At 68.5% G+C, this 1,952-nt stretch carries 2 protein-coding genes; one reads left to right on the plus strand and one right to left on the minus strand.

Translation table 11 applies throughout. The annotated features are described in order from the left end of the window. Positions 1-306 precede the first annotated feature (306 nt). Positions 307-945, plus strand: coding sequence for an HD domain-containing protein (locus IE249_RS30500; protein ID WP_189709953.1), 639 nt, complete (start codon positions 307-309; stop codon positions 943-945). A gap of 213 nt (positions 946-1,158) precedes the next feature. On the opposite strand, the gene IE249_RS38990 is transcribed toward IE249_RS30500, so the two are convergent. Next, a partial coding sequence (locus IE249_RS38990) for an MFS transporter (RefSeq protein WP_229859589.1) occupies positions 1,159-1,952 on the minus strand: 794 nt, incomplete at its 5' end.

Here is a 1,952-nt window from a genome sequence, read left to right on the forward strand (position 1 = left end):
GTGACATGGATGACCGGGTGACATCGGTACCGGTCGGTGACACCAGCACGATCTCGTGGTCGACGCCGAGATGATTCGCTTCCGCAAATACCTCGGCGGGGCCGGCAACCTCCAGGAGCGTGACTCCGTCATGGACGAGGATCGCCACCCGATGCGTGGCGGAGCGCACAACCCCACCGCCCGCCTGTCCGGATTCGGGTGACTCACGGCCGGACCGAGGGAGCGTCGGACGCCGGGTGGTGGGCAGTGTGGAAGACGGACGCACCGTCCATTCATAAGACACCGGTACAGGAAGGAGCGAAGGTCATGAGCGAGATCATCGCGGGCGTGGAGATCCCTGAAACAGCGGCAGCCGCAGAGGCCACCCGCATTGCGCGGGAGATGACCAGCCCTCTCATCTACCATCACTCCCGGCGCGTTTTCGTCTTCGGCGCCATGCATGCTCACCGACTCGCTCTGGAGCCCGATCCGGAGCTTCTCTACCTGTCGGCCATGTTTCACGACACCGGACTCTTGACGCCGTTTTCCGATGTGCAGCAGCGCTTCGAGGTGGACGGAGCAGACCACGCACGCAGGTTCATGCTCGACCACGGTTTCCCGGCTACGGCCGCCGACGTGGTGTGGACGGCGATCGCGCTGCACTCGACCCCGGGAATTCCCGGGCGCATGAGGCCGGAGATCGCCGTCACGAACATGGGAGTTCTGACCGACGCGCTCGGCCTGGGGTTGAACGAGCTGGATCGCGGTCAGGTGGACGAGATCACCGCCGTCCATCCACGAGGTGACTTCAAGAACGAGTTCCTGCAAGCTTTCGTCGAAGGACTCAAGCACCGCCCGGAGACCACGAACGGAACCGTGAATTCGGACGTACTGGAGCATTTCGTTCCCGGCTTCCAGCGCACCACCATGGTCGAGCGCATCATGGGCGCACCCTGGCCGAGCTGATGGCTGCGCACCTGCGCGCCGGACGGTCACGCCCTCACGGACCCACCGTCGATCACGAGCTACGGCTGCCATGCCCGAGGGGGCCCGGCCCGCTCCGGCGGGGCCGTCTTCGAGGGGGTCCCCGATGGAGGCGTCCGCAAGGTGGCCGAAGTGCGGCATCGGGTCCGGGGCCGTTGCCCGGTGGACGGCCACCTGCGCCAGTCTCGACACCGGTCAAGGCAGCGGGTCCTTGATCACCCCTGGAGCCTGCGGTCGCCCGTCCGCCACCCGCAACGCGGTACGTCCGTCGGTAAGGGCCGGTTTGAGTGCGCAGAGCACGACGACCGCCGTCAGGGCGAAGGCCCAGGGATAACCGGTGCCGGCCGCGAGCCAGCCGAAGGTGATGGCGCCGGCACCCATACCCGCGTCGTAGGCGCAGTTCCACAGCGCGCTGACCGTGCCGTACCCAGCGGCGGGAACGCGCATGTACATCAGAGTCAGCGTGGCATTCTGCGCAATCCCGAAACCGGTCCCGAACAGGGCGACCGCGACGATGACGGCAGTTGGGCTGCCATTCAGCGCCATCAGCAGCGTTCCGAGGGCCGACAGCAGCAGACCGGGAAGCAGCAGAGCGGCGGGCTCGCGCCGGTCCGCGTACCGTCCGGCGATCCAGCGGGCCAGTGTGGCTGCCGCAGGCTGGACGAACAGGGCCACGGCGACGAGCCCCCTCGCCGATCCGCGCACGGCGAGGGGCAAGAAGGTGACGACGATGCCGGCGGCGACGGCCGTGACCGTGAAGACCGCGGCGGGACGTAGCAGATCGGGCCTGCGCAGCCCCTCCGCCATACCGATGGGGCGCCCGGACACACGCAGACGTTCCGGCAGGCCGGGCACCGCGGGCAGGGTGACGAGCGCGGCCACGGCCGCGGCCCCGAACACCGCGCTGTGACCCGCGTGGGCAGCCAGCCACACACCCAGCGGCAGTGCCACCAGCGAGGGCACGCCCCCGACGACACCGACCAGCGCCA

It is taken from the genome of Streptomyces anandii JCM 4720 (assembly GCF_014650655.1).
Taxonomy (GTDB): domain Bacteria; phylum Actinomycetota; class Actinomycetes; order Streptomycetales; family Streptomycetaceae; genus Streptomyces; species Streptomyces anandii.